At 71.1% G+C, this 15,552-nt stretch carries 10 protein-coding genes; 9 read left to right on the top strand and 1 reads right to left on the bottom strand.

The annotated features are described in order from the left end of the window. Positions 1 to 116 precede the first annotated feature (116 nt). The 3 genes from OG898_RS06265 to OG898_RS06255 all read left to right on the top strand — a co-directional run bounded on the left by OG898_RS06265 (position 117) and on the right by OG898_RS06255 (position 5,647). On the top strand, positions 117 to 1,661 hold the full coding sequence (locus tag OG898_RS06265) for an FAD-binding oxidoreductase (RefSeq protein WP_250750605.1): 1,545 nt from the start codon (positions 117 to 119) through the stop codon (positions 1,659 to 1,661). A gap of 33 nt (positions 1,662 to 1,694) precedes the next feature. Then, complete coding sequence (locus OG898_RS06260) at positions 1,695 to 3,332, top strand: prenyltransferase/squalene oxidase repeat-containing protein (protein ID WP_266955495.1); 1,638 nt, start codon at positions 1,695 to 1,697, stop codon at positions 3,330 to 3,332. A gap of 203 nt (positions 3,333 to 3,535) precedes the next feature. Next, positions 3,536 to 5,647 carry an MMPL family transporter gene (locus tag OG898_RS06255; protein ID WP_250750611.1) on the top strand — a complete coding sequence of 704 codons (2,112 nt, stop codon included), beginning with the start codon at positions 3,536 to 3,538 and terminating at the stop codon, positions 5,645 to 5,647. 82 nt (positions 5,648 to 5,729) lie between these two features. Here OG898_RS06255 and OG898_RS06250 read toward each other — a convergent pair whose 3' ends face one another. Then, positions 5,730 to 6,779: a polyprenyl synthetase family protein gene (locus tag OG898_RS06250; protein WP_266955492.1), complete on the bottom strand. Its 1,050-nt coding sequence runs from the start codon at positions 6,777 to 6,779 to the stop codon at positions 5,730 to 5,732. 581 nt (positions 6,780 to 7,360) lie between these two features. Here OG898_RS06250 and OG898_RS06245 point away from each other — a divergent pair. From OG898_RS06245 to OG898_RS06220, 6 genes are all read left to right on the top strand, one after another. Further along, complete coding sequence (locus OG898_RS06245) at positions 7,361 to 7,918, top strand: cupin domain-containing protein (protein ID WP_266955490.1); 558 nt, start codon at positions 7,361 to 7,363, stop codon at positions 7,916 to 7,918. Between the two features lie 15 nt (positions 7,919 to 7,933). Continuing rightward, complete coding sequence (locus tag OG898_RS06240) at positions 7,934 to 9,070, top strand: DegT/DnrJ/EryC1/StrS aminotransferase family protein (RefSeq protein ID WP_266955488.1); 1,137 nt, start codon at positions 7,934 to 7,936, stop codon at positions 9,068 to 9,070. Between the two features lie 106 nt (positions 9,071 to 9,176). Continuing rightward, a complete protein-coding gene (locus OG898_RS06235; protein WP_266955486.1) occupies positions 9,177 to 11,225 on the top strand; it encodes an FAD/NAD(P)-binding domain-containing protein in 2,049 nt (682 codons plus the stop codon). Continuing rightward, positions 11,222 to 12,715 (top strand): adenylosuccinate lyase family protein, encoded by a 1,494-nt coding sequence (locus tag OG898_RS06230; RefSeq protein ID WP_266955484.1) that lies wholly within the window; start codon positions 11,222 to 11,224, stop codon positions 12,713 to 12,715. Before OG898_RS06235 ends, OG898_RS06230 begins: the two co-directional genes overlap by 4 nt. A gap of 391 nt (positions 12,716 to 13,106) precedes the next feature. After that, positions 13,107 to 14,237, top strand: coding sequence for a type III polyketide synthase (locus tag OG898_RS06225; RefSeq protein ID WP_250750638.1), 1,131 nt, complete (start codon positions 13,107 to 13,109; stop codon positions 14,235 to 14,237). A gap of 29 nt (positions 14,238 to 14,266) precedes the next feature. Next, entirely contained in the window at positions 14,267 to 15,232 is a 966-nt protein-coding gene (locus OG898_RS06220; protein ID WP_266955482.1) for a methyltransferase, read from the top strand. Positions 15,233 to 15,552: the final 320 nt, after the last annotated feature.

Raw genomic sequence — 15,552 nt, 5'->3', positions numbered from 1 at the left:
AAGCCCCGTAAGAGCAGAGCTCGCATCAGGGAGGGCGCGGTCAGCGCCCTCCCGAGTGCCCCGGCACTCACCCATCCGGCACGCAAGAACCCCTGGTAGAAGAGGCAGTGCAGCACATGATCGATCGCAGAAAGTTCCTTGTCGGCGCCGGCGGAGCCGCCCTCGCCGCGACCGGCGCGTCCGCCGTCTTCCCCGCTTCCGCCTCCGCGTCCGTGGGCGCCCGGACCCGGTCCGGGATCCGCTGGGGCCGGCTGGACGAGCGGCTCAGCGGACACCTGGTCCTGCCGTCCGACGCGGACTACCAGCGTGCGAAGCAGCTCTACCAGGTCCAGTTCGACGCCGCCAACCCCCGCGCGGTCGCCTACTGCAAGACCCCCTCCGACGTGGCGAAGTGTCTGACCTTCGCCCAGAACCACGACATCGAGGTCGCGGCGCGCAGCGGTGGCCACAGCGCCGCCGGCTACTCCACGACCCAGGGCCTCGTCATCGACGTGTCCGGGCTCAACGAGGTCACCCTCGGCGCCGGCAACGGCACCGCGCGGATCGGCACCGGCGCGCAGCTGGTCGACATCGCGAACACCCTCGCGCCGGCCGGGCTGGGCATATCCGGCGGCTACTGCCCGACCGTCGCGGCGGGCGGGTTCTTCCAGGGCGGCGGCATGGGCCTGTTCACCCGGCACATCGGCATGGCCTCGGACAAGGTGACCGCGGCGAAGGTGGTCCTCGCCGACGGCCGCATCGTGACCGCCTCGGCCGAGCAGCACCGGGACCTCTTCTGGGCCCTGCGCGGCGGCGGTGGCGGCAACTTCGGCATCGTGACCCACTACGACGTCACCCCCTCGCCCCTCACCAACGTGGCGGCCATCAATATCGTCTGGCCCTACGCCCAGGCGCTGGAGATGCTCGACGGCTGGGCGAAGTGGCTGGTCGACGCGCCGCACTCGATCGGCAGCGGCATGAACGTCACGCTCACGGACGCCGCCCCCGGCACCGTCCCGACCGCGTCGATCTTCCTCGGCTCCGTGGACACCGGTCCCGCCTTCGACGAGGAGATCGCCCGCCTCCTCTCGATCGTCGGTGTGCCCCCGGTGTTCAAGCAGAAGTTCACCGCCCCGTACAAGAACGTGATGATGCAGCTCTACCGCTGCGCCGAGCTCACCGTCGACGAGTGCCACCGCGACGACACCAGCCCGGGCGGCAAGGTCCCGCGCGCCGCGTTCGGCGCCTGGCGCAGCCGTCTGTTCAAGCAGACGATGCCGCGCGAGGGCTGGGCGAAGGCCCTGGAGGTCTTCGAGAGCGACCGGATGCCCGGCCAGATGCGTCAGCTGCAGATCTCCGCGCTGGGCGGCGAGGCCAACAAGGTGGCGCGCACCGCGACGGCCTACGTGCACCGCGACACGCTCTTCTCGGTCAGCTTCCTCACCGCGAACGCCGTCGCGCCGGTCGCCGACGAGGCCAAGGCCTCCGCGAACCGCTGGGTCGACGCGGGCTTCGCCGCCATCGACCCGTACTCGAACGGCGAGACCTACCAGAACTTCATCGACGCGCGGCTGCCCGACTGGGAGCGCTCGTACTACGCCGAGAACTACCAGCGGCTGCGCACGGTCAAGGCCAAGTACGACCCGTACAAGTTCTTCCAGTTCGCCCAGAGCGTCCGCTGATCCCGCTCCCTGCCGTTCAGAAAGGAGCATTCCGTGTACATAGCGGATCTGGAGTACGCGGCCCCGATGCCGTGGCCCGCCGAAGTCGACCCCGATCACGTGCGTGAGGCCACGGACCGGCTGATCGCCCACGTCGCCGGCAGGGTCGACGCCGACGGTGCGCTGCGCGAGGAGTGCCAGAGCAGGGTGCTGGAATCGGCGCTCGCCCTGTCGCTGATGACGCGCACGGGTACGGACTCGCCCGCCCGGGACCGCCTGCTCGACTTCCTCCGGGCGAACCAGGACTCCCCCGACAGGCTCGAACGCGTCCTCGCGGCCCTCGCCGTCGCACGGGCCACCGGCCGGGAGTCCGCCGGCGGCACCGAGCTGGTCGCCAAGCTGACGGAGGGCGTGCTCGGCGACGCCCCGGGGTTCATCTCCGCCCGCCGCCGCATGATGGTGTGCGCGGTGCTGTCCGTGCTCGGCTGCCCGCTGCCGCCCGAGGTCCTGGACGCGGTCGCCGACGAGGTCCCCTCCGACCCCCTGCACTCCTGGGCCGCCGTGCAGCAGGCCTCGGTGACCCTGATCCTCGCCGCCGCCGCGGGGGTGGACAACAAGGTCACCGCCGCCGCGCTGGAGACCCTGGCCGCCACGGACCCCGCGACGACGGTGTGGGAGGGCTACGCCCTGATGCACCTGCTGGTGCTGCACGGGCTCGCCGGTTTCCCGGGGAACGAGGAGACCGTGCGCAGCGGCCTGGAGACGCTGCTGCGCCACCAGCGCGCCGACGGCGGCTTCCCGTTCGTCCTGGAGATGCACAACTGGTGCACCTCGACCGCCGGTACGGCCCTGGTCGCGGCGGGCGCCCCGACGGAGCTGCTGCGCCGGATGGCGGGGATGCTCGTCGAGCACCAGGGCGGCGCCGCGCCCGCCTCGCTCTCCCGCGGTGCGACGCTCACCGACGGCTGGTCGATGTCGGAGATCGTGGCGCAGAACGACGTGGACGACACCTCGTGCGCCCTGGAGTTCCTCCAGGCAATCGACCCGATCGCCTACGGGGACTCCGTGCGCCGCGGGGTGGAAGGGCTGCTGGCGGTCCAGGGCGCCGACGGCGGGTTCCCCACGTACGTCGCCGGGGCCTCCTCCGAACCGTGCATGACGGCCGCGGCCATCTGCGGGCTCGCCCCGCACCCCGACACGCTGGCCGCCCGGCAGCGTGCCCTGACCTTCCTCACCGAAAGCCAGCTCGACGACGGCGGTTTCGAGCCGGGCTGGAGCCGCAGCCGGCTGCACACGATCTTCCGTGCGCGCCTCGCCGCGTGCACCGCGGGCCCCGAGGACCATCACGTGGCCCGCATGGCCGAGCGGATCGAGCGCACGGTCCTGGAGACGCAGAACGAGGACGGCGGCTGGGGGATGCAGCCGGGCGACCCCAGCGACGACATCAGCACCGCCTACGGGTTGATCACCCTGTGCTACGGGAGCGACCACCGGCCCATCGGGCGCGCGCTGTCCTGGCTGCTCGCGCACCAGAACGCGGACGGCGGCTACAGCGGCCCTCCCGACATGGTCGGCCCGCGCCCGTTCCCGTACAGCTTCCCCATCCTGACCGACGCTCCCGTGCTGCTCGCCTTCGGTCACGTCCGCTCCCGGATCTGGGACACGGCGGCCGTGCTCCAGGGAGCCAACTGAGGCCCAGGGCTTGACCGTTCACGCCGTATTTGAGGAATCGCCCACTCAATGTCACCACGGCCGCTGAAAGCACCGAGGGAGGGGGAGGTCTTGGACCTCCTCCTCCCTTCGTGCGGGGTCAACGTGCCCTAGCCTCTTGACCGTTAACGACTCAGAAGCACCTTCGCGTTCTTTACCCTTCGACGGAAGACCGAGGAATTGACATGATGCGCAAGATAGCGGCCCTGCCCAGTGGAAGGCTGGGTAAATGGGTCGTCATCGCACTCTGGGCGGCCCTGCTCGTTCCGGCCCTCATGCTGGCCGGAAAGCTCGGCGACGTCGAAGAGAACGACAATTCGGCCTGGCTGCCCGGCAACGCGGAATCGACCGCCGTCGTGGAGCGGGCCGAGAAGTTCATGTCCGCCGACACCATCCCCGCGGTCGTGATCTACGACCGGTCCGCGGGCGTCACCGAGGCCGACCTGGCCAAGGCGAAGGCCGACGTCGAGGCCTTCAACGGCATCGAGAACATCGTCGGTCCGGCCCAGGGTCCGGTGAAGTCCGACGACGGCAAGGCCATCCAGACGGTGGTCCAGGTCAAGAAGGACAAGTCGGGCTGGGAGGGCATCGGCACGGTCGTCGACGCGATGACCGAGGTCGGCAAGAAGAACGCCGACGGGCTCGGCTTCCACGTGGCCGGCCCGAGCGGCTACGCGGCCGACTCGATCAAGGCGTTCAGCGGGGGCGGGGCCCTGACGACGATCACCGCGCTCGTGGTGGTCGCGATCCTGCTGCTGACGTACCGGAGCCCGTTGCTGCCGCTGCTGCCGCTGCTGACCGTGGGCGTCGCCCTGGTCACCTCGGAGGCGGTGATCTACGTACTGGCGAAGAACGCCGGCCTGGTCGTCAACAAGCAGACGAGCTTCATCCTCACCGTCCTGGTCTTCGGCGCCGCCACCGACTACGCGCTCCTGCTCATCTCCCGCTACCGGGAAGAGCTGCTCCGGCACGAGGACCGGCACGATGCGATGGCGGAGGCCCTGTACCGCTCCAGCCCCGCGATCATCGCCAGCGCCGCGACCGTCGCGGTCAGCCTGATGCTGCTGATGCTCGCCACCCTGAACTCCACCCAGGGGCTCGGCCCGGCCTGCGCCGTCGGCGTCCTCGTCGGCCTGCTCGCCATGATCACCCTGATGCCGGCCCTGCTCGTGGCCTGCGGCCGCTGGATCTTCTGGCCGGTGAAGCCCACCTACGGAGCGCCCGCCACCGCCGAAAGTGGAATCTGGGCCCGGGTCGGCACCGCCGTCTCCGGCCGGCCGCGGCTCGTGTGGATCGGCACCGCGCTCGCGCTCGCCGTCATGGCGCTGGGCGTGCTCGGCCTCAAGGCCGACGGGCTCGCGAACAAGGACCAGTTCACCAACACCCCGCAGATGGCCGTCGGCGAGCAGATCCGCTCGGAACACTTCCCGGCCGGCTCCGGCGACCCCATCTTCGTCGTCAGCAAGGCCGCCTCGGCGGAGCAGGTGCGGACCGCGCTGCTCGGTGTCCCCGGCATCGCGAGCGTCACGCCCCCGACGGCCAAGGACGGCGAGGCCGTCATGCTCGGGGAGCTCGAGGACGACCCCAGCAGCACGTCGGCGATGGGCACCGTCAAGGACGCCAGGGACGCCGTCCACGCGGTCGAGGGCGCCGACGCGCAGGTCGGCGGCAGCTCGGCGGTCATGCTCGACACGCAGACGGCCGCCGCCCGCGACTCGAAGGTGATCATCCCGATCGTGCTGGTCGTGGTGTTGCTGATCCTCATGCTGCTGCTGCGCTCGGTCGTCGCGCCGGTGCTGCTCATGGGCACGGTGGTGCTGTCCTTCGGGGCGGCCATCGGTGTGAGCAGCCTGGTGTTCAACCACGTCTTCGGCTTCGCGGGTGCGGAAGCCTCCTTCCCCCTGCTGACCTTCGTCTTCCTGGTCGCGCTGGGCATCGACTACAACATCTTCCTGGTCACCCGGGTGCGCGAGGTATCGGTGGAGCAGGGCACCCGGCGCGGCGCGCTGCTGGGCCTGTCCACCACCGGTGGCGTGATCACCTCGGCGGGTCTGGTGCTGGCCGGCACCTTCGGGGCGATGGCCTCGCTGCCGCTGGTGTTCGCGGCCGAGCTGGGCTTCGCGGTGGCGTTCGGCGTCCTGCTGGACACGATGATCGTCCGCTCGGTGCTGGTCACGGCGCTGACCCTGGACGTGGGCCGCTGGATGTGGTGGCCCAGCAAGCTGTTCCTGCGGGAGGACGACTCCGAGCCCCTGGTGGAGACCCCCGACCTGGAGCCCGCTCTCGGCGGCAAGTAACGACACCCCGCACGGACACCCCGTACGCAGGAAGGGCCTCCCGGCAGCCGCCGGGAGGCCCTTCGCGGTGGGCGCCGCCGGCTCAGCGGTCGCGGTAGGCCACCTGCTCGGCCATCTTGACCAGGCGCTTGTCCCAGTCCTCCGCCAGCGGCGCGTCGTCGAGCGCCGCGCAGGCCGCCGCGACGAGCCGGTCGATCTGCTCCTCGACCTCCTGGCGGACGCCGGAGGCGAGCAGCGCCTCGCTCAGCTCGGCCGGGTCCCAGCCGCCGTTCCTGCCGTCCTCCACCAGCCCGGCCACCCGCGCGTCCTTGGTGGCCGCCAGGGCCAGCAGCAGGGTCATCTTGTGCTCGACGAGGTCCAGCCCGGCGGGCTTGCCCGTCGCCACCCCGTCGCCGAAGGCGTCGAGCAGGTCGTCGCGGAGCTGGAAGGCCTCGCCGGCCGCGACCCCGTACTCCTCGAACGGGAGCTGGAGTTCGGGCCGTCCGGCGATGGCCGCCCCGAGGGCGAGGGGCCGGTGGATGGTGTAGCGGCCGGACTTGCAGACGGCCACCCAGCGGGACAGCGCCGGGTCGGCCGTCAGCTCGGCGGCCAGGGCGATGTCCAGCTGCTGCCCGATGATCACCTCGGTGACCAGGTCGTTCCAGATCCGCAGGGCCGGGCCGGTCAGCCCGCTGGCGAGCCGGTTGGCGTAGCTGAGCGCCAGGTCGCCGGCGAGGATGCCGATGCCCTCCCCGAACCGGCGGTGCTCGCCGGCCCAGCCGCGCTCCGCGTGGAGGGCGGCGTGCTTGGCGTGCACGGTGGGAGTCCCGCGCCGGGTATCGGAGTTGTCCATGATGTCGTCGTGGATGAGGGCGAACACGTGCAGGAGCTCCAGCGCGGCGGCCGCCGCGACGACCGTCTCCGTGTCCGCCGCGTCCCGCTCGTCCGCGGTACCGCCGGCGGCCAGGTAGCCGCTCACGCAGAAGGCGGGGCGCAGCCGCTTCCCACCCGCCCTGACGATGTCGGCGACCGCCTCGACCGGTACCGCCACGCGGGCGTCCACGGCTCCCCAGTGCTCGGTCTCGGCCTTCAGGAGGTCATCGATCGCGACGCCGACCCGGGCCAGCAGCCTGTCGCAGGCGTCGCGGTCCACGCCGGCGCTCCCGGTGGGGGCCTGCGGCGCACGCCGGTCTGGTTCCGCGGGAAGTTTCAACAAGACGTTCTCCTTGGCAGTCACTTCGTCGGGCGGCAGCCGTCACCGATCCGGCCACCGGGAACTCGTGAATTCAGGCCGCAGGATTTCGGGCTTTCCGAGCTGCGACGGTCATCCTCGGCCAAATGACTTGCCGGGGACTGAGGGGCGGATTGGTGTTGGCTTGGCGCAAGCCGATTCCAATCCGGGAAATAGTCGCGGCCAAGTCGCCGGTTGACTTGGGGAACTCTAGGCGAGCGGAAGGGGGTCCTTGACGCATCCATCCCGGCTCGGTGATTCTCTTCGTGCAACCCATTGACCGGAACTCCGGAGGGTCATTCCTCCTGAATTCCCGCGCACCGCACTTCCGTCCGTCCGGCGTGCGGCGCGGCCCCCTCGGGGGGCGGGGCGGAGCGCTGCCACCCCAGTCAACAGCCTTGGAACGGGCGGGTCCTGGCGTACCTCGTCGGACCGTTGCCCCGGGCCGTCGGGCCGCTCGCTCTTGAGCGGAAATTCGCACAGACTACGAGGAAATCAATCACATGAGCGGGCTTATCGTTCCCCCCGGCCAGGGGCGCAAACTGGTCACGAAGGCGCAGGACGTGACCTTCAAGGTCACCGCGGCGGACGGGTCTTCCATCTCGGTCTTCGAAGTGATCGTGCCGCCGGGATTCGACGTCGGCGCGCATACGCACACCAAGTCTCAGGAGTTCTTCTACGTCCTGGAAGGGGAGTTGGAACTCCTGGCGTTCGAGCCCGCCGAACGCACGACGGACACCTGGCGCACCTGGGAATCCGCCGCCGGGGAAAAGGCCGTCCGCGCGACCGCGGGCAGCTGCATGTTCGTCCCCCCGGGCACCCCGCACGCATTCCGCAATGCCTCGGACGAACCGGCGCGCATGCTCTTCCAGAGCTATCCCTCGCCCGATCACGAGCACTATTTCGACGAGATCGTCGAGATCTTCTCCGCCGGCCCCTCGGTGGACGCCGAGGCCGTCCGGCTGATGCGCGAACGCTATGACGTCAACCAGATCACGCCCTTGCGCTTCGAACCGCCCGTCCTTCCGAATCTTCGGTCCGCGACCGACCGTACGGCGTAACGAGAGGTGACCACCATGGACAGGATTCCCCTCGTTCACGCGAGTCTGGGAGAGAAGGAACTGGCCGCCGTCGCCGAGGTGTTCTCCTCGGGCTGGCCCGCCGGCCAGGGCCCCCAGGGCAAGGCGCTGGAGGCCCAGCTCGTCGAGCGCTACGGAGTCGGCGACGCCGTCTCGCTCAGCAACTGCGGCGCCGCGCTCCACCTGGCGATGCTCGCCCTCGGCGTCGAACCCGGCGACGAGGTGATCGTCGCCGACTACACCTTCCCGGCCCCCGCCCACGCGGTGCGCTACGTCGACGCCGTCCCCGTCTTCGCCGACGTGCGCGCCGACACCGGCACCGTGGACCCGCAGGCGGTGGAGAGCCTGATCGGACCGCGGACCGTCGGCATCATCGCGGTGGACACGGTCGGCCTGCCCGCCGACTACACCGAGCTGAACGCGATCGCGGACCGCCACGGCCTGTTCGTGGTCGAGGACGCCGCCTGCTCGGTCGGCGCCACCTACCAGGGGCGCCAGGCCGGCACGCTGGCACCGGTGGCCTGCCTGTCCTTCCACGGACGCAAGGGCGCCAGCAGCGGCGAGGGCGGCGCGCTGCTCTCCACCGACCCGGTGATCGGGCAGGACGCGCGCCTGCGGTCCTCCTTCGGCATCGGCAGCATCTTCGACCAGTCGCAGGTCGTCGGGCTGCCGATCCCCGAGTTCACCGACATCGGCTACAACTACAAGATGTCCGACATCGCGGCCGCGATCCTGCGGGTGCAGATGGGCCGGATCGACGAACTGCTGGTCCGCCGGAGCGCCATCGCCGCCCAGTACGGCGAACTCCTCGCGGACGAGGACCTCCTGACGGTTCCCCACGTACCCGAGGACCGCACCCACGCCTGGCAGTCCTACATGGTGACCCTGGACCCGCGGGTGGACCGCGCCGGGCTCGCCGCCGCGCTGCGCGCCCAGGACATCGGCTGCGGGCACGGCACGTGGGCGACCCATGTGCAGCCGGTGTACCAGTCCAAGCGCAAGTGCCCGGTCTCGGCCGAACTCTTCGCGCGCAACCTGGCCATCCCGATGCACGCCGAACTGACCGAGGCACAGGTCGAGCGGGTCGTGAGCGTCCTGCGGACCGAGCTGCGCACCCACGCGCGCAGCCGCTGAACCCCAGCCGCTGAACCCCCGGCGCGGCAGCAGGACCCGGCTGCTGCCGCGCCGTCTCCCGAAGCGCCGTCCCCCTCGTCGGCGAACCTGTGTGTGAGGAGTGTTGGTGCTTACGGTCTCCCTTGTCGGCGCGGGGCCGCGCGGTTTCGCGGTCCTGGAACGGCTCTGTGCCAACGAGCGCAAATCCCCGTCCCACCGAGCGGTGACCGTGCACGTGGTCGAGCCGCACGCACCGGGCCCCGGACAGGTGTGGCGCACCGAGCAGCCGCGCCAGCTGCTGATGAACACCGTGGCCGCGCAGGTCACCGTCTACACCGACCACAGCGTGCTGATGGACGGCCCCGTCGAGGAGGGCCCCAGCCTGTACGAGTGGGCGGCCGAACTCGCGCGCACCGCCGAACAGCCCGCGGTGCAGGGCCGGTTCCCCGCCGAGGCGCTGGCCGAGGCCCGCCGGCTGGGCCCGGACGACTACCCCACCCGCGCGTTCTACGGGGCCTACCTCGAGGACGCCTTCCGCGCGGTGACCGCGGCCGCGCCCGAGCACGTCACCATCGTCGAACACCGCACCCGGGCCGTGTCCCTGACCGACGGGGCCGGGTACGGCGGTCCGCAGACCCTGGAGCTGGCGGACGGCACGCGGCTCACCGGCCTGGACGCGGTGGTCCTCTCCCTGGGCCACGTACCGGCCAGGCCCACCCGGGGCGAGAGCGCGCTCGCGCGGGCCGCCGCCGCACACGGGCTGACGTACATCGGCCCCTCGAACCCCGCGGACGCGGACCTGTCCGTGGTGGCTCCGGGCGAGACGGTCTTCGTCCGCGGCCTGGGCCTCAACTGCTTCGACGTGCTCGCGCTGCTCACCGAGGGCCGCGGCGGCACCTTCGCACGCGAGGGACGGGCGCTGCGCTACCGGCCCTCGGGCCGCGAGCCGAAGATCGTCGCCGGCTCCCGGCGCGGTGTGCCGTACCACGCGCGCGGCGAGAACCAGAAGGGCCCGTACGAGCGCCACGAGCCGCGGCTGCTCACCCCGCAGGCCATCGACCGGATGCACCGGCGCGCGGCGGACGGCGAGCGGCTGCACTTCCTCACCGACCTGTGGCCGCTGATCGCCAAGGAGGTGGAGGGCGTCTACTACGGCGCCCTGCTGGCCGCCCGGGGACGGGAGCGGCAGCGCGCATCCTTCGTCGAGCACTACCTCGCGGCGCCGGACCCCGCGTCCGAGGGGCGGCTCCTGGACGCCGCCGGCATCGCCCCGGAGGACCGCTGGGACTGGGAGACGCTGGCCCGGCCCTACCGGGGCCGCGTCCTGCGCGACCGCGCCGACCACCGCGCATGGCTCCTCGGCCACCTGGCCGAGGACGTGCGCCAGGCCAGGGCCGGCAACGTCCGGGGCCCGCTGAAGGCGGCTCTGGACGTCCTGCGCGACCTGCGCAACGAGATACGCCTGGCGGTCGACCACGGAAAGCTGGAGGGCGCCTCCTACCGGGACGACCTCCAGAGCTGGTACACCCCGCTCAACGCGTTCCTGTCCATCGGGCCGCCCGCCTCGCGCATCGAGGAACTGATCGCGCTGATCGAGGCCGGAGTCGTGGAGGTCATGGGCCCCGGCGTGCAGGTGCGGGTCCCGCCCGCGGGCACGGATGCGGGCACGGATGCGGACACGGACGCCGGGTCCGGGTCCGGGTCCGGTGCAGGCGCGGCTCCGGCGGTGTTCACGGTCACCTCCGACGCCGTCCCCGGCCCCCCGGTGGAGGCCACGGCGCTCATCGAGGCCCGGCTGCCCGAGCCGGACCTGCCGCGCACCGCGGAGCCGCTGCTGCGGAACCTGCTGGAGAGCGGCCAGGCCGCCCGCCACCGCATCGACGGCAGCTGCGGACTCGTCTACGAGACCAAGGGCCTGGCCGTGACCGAACGCCCGTACCGGCTCGTCGACGCCGAAGGCCGGGCCCACCCGCGCCGGTTCGCCTACGGCGTGCCCACCGAGGCGGTGCACTGGGTGACCGCCGCCGGAAGCCGCCCGGGGGTCAACTCCATGACGCTCGGCGACGCGGACGCCATCGCCTGCGCCGTGCTCGCACTGCCCGGGACCCCCGGGACGGCCGGTCCGCCCGGACGGTTCCGGCACTCGCCCACCGATCCCGTCGAGGTGAACGCATGACAGACGACAACCGAGCGAGCGCGCCCGGCACGGAGCCGGCCGGGTACGGCCCCGACTCCGGGCTGCTGTCCCCGGTCCGGGCCGGCACGCCCGCCGAGGCCGTCACCTCCGACATGGCCTGGCTGCAGGCCATGCTCGACGCGGAGGCGGCCCTCGCCCGCGCCCAGGCCAAGGCCGGCAGCGTGCCCGCGGAGGCGGCCGCCGCCATCAGCCGTGCGGCGCGGGCCGAACGGCTGGACGTCCGCGCACTCGCGCTGGTCGCGCGCGAGACCGCGAACCCGGTGGTCGGACTGGTCCGGGAGCTGACCCGGCTGGTCGCCGCCGAGTCGCCGGAAGCCGCGGAGTTCGTCCACCACGGCTCCACCAGCCAGGATGTCTTCGACACCGGCGCCATGCTGGTCGCCGACCGCACGCTGCGGCTGATCCGCGCGGACCTGGAACGGGCCGCCGAAGCCCTGGCGGACCTCGCCGCCCGGCACCGCGACACCGCCATGGCGGGCCGCACGCTCACCCTGCACGCCGTCCCCACCACCTTCGGCCTGAAGGCGGCCGGCTGGCGCAGGCTGCTGCTGGACGCCCGGGACCGGGTGGCCGCCGTACTCGACGGAGGCCTGCCCGTATCGCTGGGCGGAGCGGCCGGCACCCTCGCCGGATACCTGGAGTTCGCCGCGCCCGGAGAGGGCGGCGAGTACGGCGGCGACTACGGCAGCCACGGCAGCCACGGCGACTACGGCGACTACGCGGACCGGCTCCTGGACGCCTACGCCGCCGAGACCGGCCTGGCCCGCCCGCCGCTGCCGTGGCACGCGCTGCGCACCCCGATGGCCGATCTCGCCGGCGCCCTGGCGTTCGTCACGGGCGCCCTGGGCAAGGTCGCCGTGGACGTGCAGTCGCTGACCCGGACCGAGGTCGGAGAGGTCGCCGAACCGGCGGTGGAAGGGCGCGGCGCGTCCTCGGCGATGCCGCACAAGCGCAACCCGGTCCTGGCCACCCTGATCCGCAGCGCCGCACTCCAAGTGCCGCTGCTCGCAGCCGGGGTGACGCAGTGCCTGGTCTGTGAGGACGAGCGGTCGGCCGGGGTGTGGCACGCCGAGTGGCAGCTGCTGCGCGAGTGCCTGCGGCTGGCCGGCGGCGCCGCGCACACCGCCGTGGAACTGGCCGAGGGGCTGGTCGTACGGCCCGAACGGATGCGGGAGAACCTGATGCTGACGGGAAGCCAAGTGGTGTCGGAGAGGGTGTCCGCCGTCCTGGCGCCCCGGATCGGCAAGGCCGAGGCGAAGGAACTGCTGACCCGGGCCTCGGCCGAGGCGGAGCGCACCGGCGGCTCGCTGGCCGAGATCCTGGGCGCGCTGCCCAAGGTGAAGCGGCACCTGACGGACGCCCAGATCGTCCGGCTGCTGGATCCGGAGGGGTACACGGGCGCCGCACCGGCCCTGGTGGACCAGGAGCTGGCCCGCGCCGGCCGTCCCCCGCGGGCGCAGGCGGAGTAGGCAAGGCTGCGCCGGATCCTCCCGGCGGCGCGGAGAAGCCCCGGCTGGGGGCGGACGACCTTCGGGGTCGCCGTCCACGGCCGGGGCTCCGTCGTTCCCGGGGCCGCGGGCGGCGTGTTTCGGCCAATATGCCTCCCACGGACTCCCACGGACTCCCGTGGACTCCCACAGGCTCCCGCGGGTTCCCTCGGGGACCCCGTCCCCCTATCCGCACGGCTAAAGGCCAGGCGAAAGACCCCGGCGAATGGTCCGGCCGAATGGTCCGGTCGAAAGGTCCCGGGGAAGGCAAGTCACCGCCAAGCCAGTAGCAAGCGCCATACGCGATGTTGGGGAACGTACACGCTGTGAGGGCAGCAGAAAATTCTCTACATCAGAGAGATAGATGCCAGGTATGCCAATTCTATGTAAGCCTTCGGTGAGCGTGCCGGAACACATCATCACGATGGAAGACACTCTGGCATTCGCCAGGGAAGCGCACGCGGGCAAGCCGCAGCTTCCGCTGGCCCTTCGACTGATAGAGAACACGGGGGTGCGCAAGCGTCACCTGGTCCAGCCGATCGAGAAGACGCTGCGCCACCCCGGTTTCCAGGAACGCAATCGCATCTACGAGATCGAATCGAAGAAGCGGTGCCCGGAAGTCATAGAAAAGGCCCTGGAGAACGCGGGCCTGGTGGCGACGGACATCGACGCGATCATCTACGTCTCGTGCACCGGGTTCATGATGCCCTCGCTCACCGCGTGGCTGATCAACGAGATGGGGTTCCGCTACGACACGCGGCAGCTCCCCATCGCGCAGCTCGGCTGCGCCGCGGGTGGTGCGGCGATCAACCGCGCGCACGACTTCTGCGTGGCACACCCCGAGAGCAACGTCCTGATCGTCTCCTGCGAGCTGTGCTCGCTGTGCTACCAGCCCGATGCCGACGACGTCGGTTCGCTGCTGTCGGACGGGCTGTTCGGTGACGCGGTCGCGGCCGCGGTGGTGCGCGGCAGCGGGGGCGCCGGCGTTCTGCTGGAGCGCAACGCCTCCTACCTCATTCCGAACACCGAGGACTGGATCTCGTACTCCGTCCGCGACACCGGATTCCACTTCCAGCTCGACCGCCGGGTGCCCGGAACGATGGAACCGATCGCTCCGGTGCTGGGCGACCTGGCCACGCTCCACGGCTGGGACATCGGAGATCTGGACTTCTACATCATTCACGCCGGCGGCCCCCGGATTCTGGACGACCTCGCCAAGTTCCTCAACGTGGACCGGACGGTCTTCCGGCACAGCTGGTCCACGCTGACGGAATACGGGAACATCGCCAGCGCGGTCGTGTTCGACGCCCTTCGCCGGCAGTTCGAAGAAGCCGAGCGGCTGTCGGCGGGATCCACCGGTGTGATTGCCGGATTCGGTCCCGGGATCACGGCCGAAATGGTACTGGGGAGCTGGGTTCCGGCCGCCCCGCAGCACGTGGAAGCGAAGCCGGCCGCCCGGTCGGTGCCGCGTCAGCTCTCGGGAAGCATGGTGGGGACGGCATGACCAACGGCCAGCCGACGTCGGATCGGATCATGCGGCTCATCACCGGGTACTGGGCGACCGGCATCCTGGGCACGGCGGCGAGCCACTCCCTGTTCACCCACCTGGAGGACGGCGCTACCTCCGCCGCCCACCTGGCCGACCTCGCCGGGATCTCCGAGCGGGGTGCGCAAGCCCTCCTCGACGGCCTGGTCAGCATCGGCCTGGTCGAGGTGGACGGCGGCGACTACCGCAACACCGCCGAGGCGTCCGCCTTCCTGGTGGAGGGCCGCGCCGAATCGCTGAGCGGGTTCGCCAAGCTCAAGATGGGCCACATGGGCAGCCTTTCGGTGCTTCCCGAGGTCGTCCGCACCGGCGGCCCGCTGACGGACGCCGTGGTGGAGGTGGCCGACAACCCGCACTGGGAGCAGCTCGTCCAGGCCATCGCCGCCCAGTCCGTTCCCGTCGCCAAGATCGCCGCCGAGACGCTGCGGCTGTCGGAGGCCGGGGAGATCTCGATCCTCGACATCGGCGGCGGCTCGGGCATCTGCTCCGGCATCTGGCTGGAAGTGAACCCCGATGCGCGCGCGACCCAGCTCGACTGGGAGCCGATCAACTCGATCGCCCGCAGGCTGCTCACCGAGCGGGGCGTGGCCGATCGCGTCGGCTTCATCAACGGGGACTTCCACACCACCGGATTCGGCGACGCCGCGCACGACATCGTGATGTACTCCAACATCGCCCACCAGGAAGGGCCGGAGGACAACATCGCGATCTTCGCCAAGGCGCGCAGTGCCCTGAAGCCCGGCGGTACGCTGGTCGTCTCCGACTACATCGTCGAGGACGACCGCAGCGGCCCTCCCTTCGCGCTGACCTTCGCCTCGGAAATGCTGCTCAAGAGCCGGCACGGAGGCACCTGGAGCCGAGCGGATTACCACGCCTGGCTCACGAAGGCCGGCTTCGGTGAAATCACCTTCCAGAGCACGCCTTCGCCGACCACGTTGATCTTCGCGCGGTAGTCGAGGGGCGAGGGCCCTAATGCGGAGCGCCGGTCGGAGGGGAAGCGGAATGATCCCCACCCCGGCGCTCCCAGCATGATCAGTGACGAGCTGAACGTCATCGCGCGAGGGAGTGCGGGATTCCGAACGTTGCCCGGATCTACTGGTGCGGGCATATGCCATCCGGCTGGCTAAAGTTCAACTCACCAGATTTTCAACGGGGGTTGTCATTCTTGATCGCCATGCAGGATCCTTCCTGGTGCAGAGGTGACGACTCTCGTCATCCGGCTGAGGCCGGGACGTACGCATCTTTCGGGGGAGCTTGATGAGTACAGAGGCAG

This window comes from Streptomyces sp. NBC_00193 (genome assembly GCF_026342735.1).
In the GTDB taxonomy this organism is placed as follows: Bacteria; Actinomycetota; Actinomycetes; order Streptomycetales; family Streptomycetaceae; genus Streptomyces; species Streptomyces stoeckheimensis.
The sequence above is the reverse complement of the archived record's forward strand: the minus strand, read 5'-3'. Positions and strand labels throughout refer to the sequence as shown.